The organism is Pseudemcibacter sp. (assembly GCF_965661635.1).
Lineage (GTDB): Bacteria > Pseudomonadota > Alphaproteobacteria > Sphingomonadales > Emcibacteraceae > Pseudemcibacter.
This window is the reverse complement of sequence record NZ_CBFIEP010000113.1, coordinates 1-5,753: the sequence shown is the minus strand read 5'-3', so window position 1 is coordinate 5,753 and position 5,753 is coordinate 1. Positions and strand designations below refer to the sequence as shown.

General features: G+C 40.3%; 7 protein-coding genes. All 7 read left to right on the top strand.

Translation table 11 applies throughout. The features are described 5' to 3' along the window. A partial coding sequence (locus tag ACTF6W_RS07550) for a phosphoribosylanthranilate isomerase (protein WP_438993930.1) occupies positions 1-247 on the top strand: 247 nt, incomplete at its 5' end. Then, a complete protein-coding gene (gene trpB / locus ACTF6W_RS07545) occupies positions 247-1,461 on the top strand; it encodes a tryptophan synthase subunit beta (protein WP_438993929.1) in 1,215 nt (404 codons plus the stop codon). The genes ACTF6W_RS07550 and trpB, both read left to right, overlap by 1 nt. Then, positions 1,461-2,297 carry a tryptophan synthase subunit alpha gene (gene trpA / locus ACTF6W_RS07540; RefSeq protein WP_438993928.1) on the top strand — a complete coding sequence of 279 codons (837 nt, stop codon included), beginning with the start codon at positions 1,461-1,463 and terminating at the stop codon, positions 2,295-2,297. Before trpB ends, trpA begins: the two co-directional genes overlap by 1 nt. 9 nt (positions 2,298-2,306) lie before the next feature. Further along, on the top strand, positions 2,307-3,164 hold the full coding sequence (gene accD, locus ACTF6W_RS07535) for an acetyl-CoA carboxylase, carboxyltransferase subunit beta (RefSeq protein ID WP_438993927.1): 858 nt from the start codon (positions 2,307-2,309) through the stop codon (positions 3,162-3,164). Positions 3,165-3,173: 9 nt separating this feature from the next. Continuing rightward, positions 3,174-4,442 carry a bifunctional folylpolyglutamate synthase/dihydrofolate synthase gene (locus ACTF6W_RS07530; protein WP_438993926.1) on the top strand — a complete coding sequence of 423 codons (1,269 nt, stop codon included), beginning with the start codon at positions 3,174-3,176 and terminating at the stop codon, positions 4,440-4,442. Between the two features lie 39 nt (positions 4,443-4,481). Next, on the top strand, positions 4,482-5,102 hold the full coding sequence (thiE, locus tag ACTF6W_RS07525; RefSeq protein WP_438993925.1) for a thiamine phosphate synthase: 621 nt from the start codon (positions 4,482-4,484) through the stop codon (positions 5,100-5,102). 4 nt (positions 5,103-5,106) lie between these two features. Continuing rightward, positions 5,107-5,745: a glutathione S-transferase N-terminal domain-containing protein gene (locus ACTF6W_RS07520; protein ID WP_438993924.1), complete on the top strand. Its 639-nt coding sequence runs from the start codon at positions 5,107-5,109 to the stop codon at positions 5,743-5,745. The last annotated feature ends 8 nt before the right edge of the window (positions 5,746-5,753 follow it).

Genomic DNA, 5,753 nt, shown 5'->3' with positions numbered 1-5,753 from the left:
AGTAGATTTAGAAAATGCATTACCTGGCGGAAATGGTTTAGAATTTGATTGGAAACTGATTTCTGGAAAAAAATGGAATATTCCATGGATGTTATCGGGTGGATTAGACGCGACAAATGTAAAAGAAGCTATTAAAATTAGCGGTGCAAATATTATTGATGTTTCAAGTGGTCTAGAAGAAGAGCCAGGACGTAAAGATATTGAAAAGACTAGAGTCTTTATGGAAGTAATACAGGATATCGATTAATGGTAAATAATAAGATAAATAGCTTTAGAAACGGCCCAGATGAAGACGGTCATTTCGGTATTTTTGGTGGACGCTATGTGGCTGAGACGCTTATGCCACTCATTCACGATGTTGAAAAAACGTATAATGAAGCCAAGATCGATCCGGCTTTCAAACAAGAACTCCATGAGCTCTTAAAAGAATATGTTGGTCGACCAAATCCGCTTTATTACGCTAAAAGAATGACGGAACATTTAGGCGGCGCAAAGATATATTTTAAAAGAGAAGAACTAAATCATACAGGTGCTCATAAAATCAACAATTGCATTGGTCAAATATTGTTAGCCCGCCGCATGGGTAAAACCAGAATTATCGCGGAAACAGGTGCTGGGCAACATGGTGTTGCTACGGCCACAGTTTGCGCCTTGTTTGGCATGCCTTGCGTCGTATATATGGGCGCAAAAGATATTGAAAGACAAAAACCGAATGTGTTTCGTATGAAGCTTCTTGGTGCTGAAGTTATTCCCGTTACTTCTGGTTCTGAAAGCCTTAAAGATAGTATGAATGAAGCACTGAGAGACTGGGTCTCTAATGTTGAAGATACTTTTTATATTATTGGTACGGCCGCAGGCCCCCACCCTTACCCAGAAATCGTCCGTGATTTCCAATGTGTGATTGGAGATGAAGCAAGAGAACAAATATTAGAAAAGGAAGGGCGACTTCCTGATAGCCTTGTGGCCTGTGTAGGGGGTGGCTCTAACGCAATCGGTCTTTTTCATCCATTCCTAGATGACGACGTTAATATCGTCGCTGTAGAGGCTGCTGGGTTTGGCGTTAACACAGATAAACATGCGGCCTCACTTTCCGGTGGCGCACCAGGCGTTCTGCATGGAAATCGCACATTTTTACTTATGGATGATGACGGGCAAATATTAGAAGCACACTCAATTTCAGCAGGATTAGATTACCCAGGCATCGGACCAGAACATAGCCACCTTCATGACATAGGGCGCGTAAAATATGTGCCTATAGATGATAAAGAAGCCTTAGAAGCATTTCAGTTATGCACGAAATTGGAAGGTATCATCCCAGCACTAGAGAGTGCTCATGCAATTGCACATGTCATGAAAATGGCCCCTACTCTTCCTGAAGACCATATAATAGTGATGGGGTTAAGTGGTCGTGGGGATAAAGATATCTTCACCGTTGCGGATGCGTTAGGGGAGGAAATTTAATGGCCCTTGACCGCATTGAGAAAAGATTTGAAAAACTAAAAACTGAAAAGCGAGCCGGACTTGTAACATTTGTGACGGCGGGCGACCCCGATCTTGGAACGTCCCTTGAAATCTTAAAAGGACTTCCGGGTGCAGGCGCTGATATCATTGAACTTGGTATGCCCTTTTCTGACCCTATGGCCGATGGCCCTGCCATTCAAGAAGCAAGTATTCGCGCTTTAAAAGGCAAAATGACACTAGCCAAGACATTGGAAATGGTGCGCCTTTTTCGACAAGATGACCAAGTCACGCCGATAATCTTAATGGGGTATTATAATCCCATCTATGTTTATGGCGTTGATAAATTTCTTTATGATGCCCTTTCTGCAGGTATTGACGGCCTAATTATTGTTGATTTGCCGCCAGAAGAAGACACTGAGCTCGCAATCCCTGCCAAAAAAGTAAATATGGGTATGATCCATCTCGCGACCCCTACCACAAATGAAAAGCGATTAAACATAATTCTTAGAAACGGTTCAGGCTTTCTTTATTATGTTACAATTGCTGGCATTACCGGTACGGCTAAGCCGGACCTAACACCTGTAAAAAATGCGCTTGATAAATTTAGAGCGGTTTCGGACATTCCTATGGCCGTAGGTTTCGGTATTAAAACACCCAAAGATGTTGCGAGATTTGCAGAATTCTCAGATGCTGTTGTTGTCGGTTCCGCAATTGTTGATATAATCAAAAACAATATTGATGAACAAAATGTTGCAAATTCTGAACTAATAGGTAGAGTTCTATCCTTTGTTGATGAACTCTCAGATGGCGTAAAAAGCGCAAAAAGAGAAGATTGAGGTTAAGATATGAACTGGTTAACCAACATTGTACGTCCGAAAATACAAAGTTTTATCGGTCAGAAATCAGAAACCCCTGATAATCTTTGGCATAAATGTAAAGGTTGCGGGCAACTGCTTTATGTGAATGATATTAAGAAAAATCTAAGCATCTGTCCGAATTGCGATCATCATGAAAGAATTGGCCCAACGGAGAGATTTGATAACCTTTTCGATAATGCGGCTTATAAACTGGTTGAATTACCAAAAGCAAATGAAGACCCACTTAAATTTAAAGATCAAAAAAAGTACACTGAGCGCTTAAAGGCTGCGAGAAGTAAAAGTGAATATGAAGATGCAATCGCCGTTGCTTATGGGAAAATGGGCAATGTAAATACGGTTGTAGCTGTGCAAAACTTCTTATTTATGGGCGGCTCCATGGGAATTGGTGTCGGCAATGGTATAATCGCCGCTGCGGCACAAGCTATCGAAAAGAAAGCACCACTTATTTTATTCACGGCCGCTGGCGGTGCACGTATGCAAGAAGGTATTTTATCTCTTATGCAAATGCCTAGATGTACAGTTGCCGTCCAACGTTTAAAAGATGCAGGACTACCTTATATTGTTGTACTTACTGACCCAACAACCGGTGGCGTTACTGCGTCATATGCCATGTTAGGTGACATACAAATTGCTGAACCCAATGCACTCATTTGCTTTGCGGGCCCACGAGTAATCAAAGACACCATTCGTGAAGAGCTTCCTGAAGGCTTCCAACGTAGTGAATATTTACTAGAGCACGGTATGATTGATATGATTGTCCACCGTGCAGAAATGAAATCAAAGCTTACTCAATTGGTAAGCTTACTCATGAATAAAGCCGCTTAAGTATATATCATGCGGACAACTGACCGTATTCTTGAAAGACTACTATCCTTACACCCAAAGGTAATCGATTTATCTTTGGACAGGATGTATGTCATCTTGGAAAAACTCGGCAATCCCCACCATCACCTGCCCCCTGTGATACACGTTGCGGGTACAAATGGTAAAGGATCAACGATATCTTATATTCGTTCTATACTTGAAAAAGCAAAACTGTCTATACATGTATATACATCGCCCCATTTGGTTCGCTTTAATGAAAGAATAAGGCTTAGTGGTAAATTAATCGATGAAGAGTATTTACAGGAAATTCTTGAATATTGTGAAACAGTCAACAAGGGTGAGCCTATCACCTATTTTGAAATTACCACTGCCGCCGCATTTAAAGCTTTTGCAGACAATCCAGCGGATGTTCTGATTTTAGAAGTCGGGTTAGGCGGTCGCTTAGATGCAACAAACGTAATAGATAAAACACTTTGCAGTGTTATTACACCCGTATCACTTGACCATGAACAATTTCTCGGATCTGAGATAAAGCATATAGCTAATGAAAAAGCACATATTGCCAAAGAAAATTGCCCCGTCATTGTTGGGCAGCAGATCAAGGAAGCTCGACAAAAAATTGAACAAATCATAGATCAAAAGAATGCCCTCCTCGTGAATGACTGGACGTATGAACAAAATAATGACGGGTTAACTTATAATGATCAATTCGGAACTTTAAAATTACCGAAACCAAACTTAAATGGCCTTCATCAAATTTCGAACGCCGCGCTTGCTGTTGCAACACTTCGACACCAAACAAAATTCAAAATCACTGAAAATCAATATTCTAAGGGAATTACTTCTGCTAATTGGCCGGCTCGAATGCAGAATATTTCTAAAAGTCGATTTGGTAAAATTTTGCCCGCGGGAAGTGAGCTATGGATCGATGGCGGGCATAACCCTGCCGCAGGGAAAGTCATTGCAGATACATTTAAAAACGAAGAATTAATTCTGATTTGTGGCATGATGTCAAATAAGGATAGCGCAGGATATTTAGAACCCCTATCACCAATGACGAAAAAACTCTTTGGTGTTCATGTGGAAGGGGAAGCAAGCCATGCTGCGACTGAAATCGTCAAATTTGCCTGGTCGCAAAACATTGCGGCTGAAACGGCCAATAATGTTGAGGAAGCGTTACAAATAATAACCACTAAAAGCCCTGTAAAAGTGCTTATTTGCGGATCACTGTATCTTGCAGGACAAGTTCTTAACGATAATGACTTGATCCCCGATTAAGGCCTGATAAAATAAACTAAAAATTATAGGTATATATTTATGTCTGACGCACGTCTTTATCTAATAACACCTTCATCATTTAACCTATATGATTTTGCCATAGAACTGCAAAATGCACTTGAAGGTGGTGATGTAGCCAGTTTACAATTGCGGATGAAAGAAAGCTATGATGAAGATATCATTAAAGCTGCTCGAAGCTTAATGCCAATTTGCCATGCTAAAGACGTAGCATTTATCATAAATGACAGACCAGACATCGCACAAAAAGTAGGTGCTGATGGTGTACATGTCGGACAAGACGATATGAACTATAAGGAAGCAAGAGAGATTCTCGGTCCTGATAAAATTATTGGCGTAACCTGTAAAGATAGCAAACATCTCGCCATGACAGCAGGTGAACAAGGAGCGGATTATGTTGCATTTGGGGCCTTTTATCCAACACCTACTAAGATTACAACTTCCGTTGCCCACCCCTCGCTCTTAACATGGTGGCAAGAGCTTTTTGAAATTCCTTGCGTTGCAATAGGTGGCATTACCGTTGATAATGCAACAGAATTAGCAAATGCTGGTGCCGATTTTCTAGCCATTTGTGGAGGCGTATGGGATTATAAGGATGGTCCGAAGCAAGCAGTACATGATTTAAACCAGGCCATAAAATAGTATTATGTCAAAACTACCGATTTTATATAGCTTCAGAAGATGTCCTTATGCAATGCGGGCACGATTAGCTCTTTATGCTTCTGGTATAACCTGTGAACTTCGTGAAGTTGTTTTAAGAGATAAACCGGATGAAATGCTAGAAATATCACCAAAAGCAACCGTACCGGTACTCCACCTTCAGGATGGTAAAGTTATTGATGAAAGCAGAGACATTATGATTTGGGTGTTAGAACAGAATGATCCCAAAGACTGGTCAAAACATGTTGAGCAGATGAAAGAATTGGTAAAAATCAACGACTTTGAATTCAAACAGCATCTAGATAAATATAAATACTCAAGTCGAAACCCTGAACTATCTAAAGAACAACACCGCGAAAACGGCGGTTTCTTATTGAACCTATTAAATGAAAAACTTAAACAAAATAAATTCTTAGCTGGTAATGATCAGACAATCATTGATTTATCCGTGTTTCCATTTATCCGACAATTCGCATTTGTTGATAAAGACTATTTTGATTTATTACCTTACCCTCACCTTCAGAAATGGTTAGAATGGCACTTGGAATGTGATCTTTTTAAATCAATAATGACCAAGTATCCTAAATGGATACCAGGACAAGAGACTGTTTTATTTGCCGATTAATCAATGAC